The following is a 392-nucleotide window of genomic DNA, read 5'->3' on the forward strand; positions in this document are numbered from 1 at the left end:
ATGTATATCATCGCGCGTGAAGGTCTTCGTCAGGGCCAGCTGCGTGGTGGCGCTGTGGGTACATTGATGAGCAACATGGGGCTTGAACTGGCGCTGAAACAGTTAGGTATTCCATTTGCGCGCGCGAAAGTGGGTGACCGCTACGTACTGGAAAAAATGCAGGAGAAAGGCTGGCGTATCGGTGCAGAGAACTCCGGTCATGTGATCCTGCTGGATAAAACCACTACCGGTGACGGCATCGTTGCTGGCTTGCAGGTGCTGGCGGCGATGGCACGTAATCATATGAGCCTGCACGACCTTTGCAGCGGCATGAAAATGTTCCCGCAGATTCTGGTTAACGTGCGTTACACCGCAGGTAGCGGCGATCCGCTGGAGCATGAATCAGTCAAAGC

Annotated in this window: 1 pseudogene; it reads left to right on the top strand. The window is 54.8% G+C overall.

What is annotated here, in order from left to right:
- Positions 1-392: pseudogene (gene glmM, locus C5J24_RS31660) on the top strand (phosphoglucosamine mutase); the annotation flags it as partial.

Origin of the sequence: Neorhizobium sp. T25_27 (assembly GCF_002968565.1) — a bacterium.
Classification (GTDB): domain Bacteria; phylum Pseudomonadota; class Alphaproteobacteria; order Rhizobiales; family Rhizobiaceae; genus Neorhizobium; species Neorhizobium tomejilense.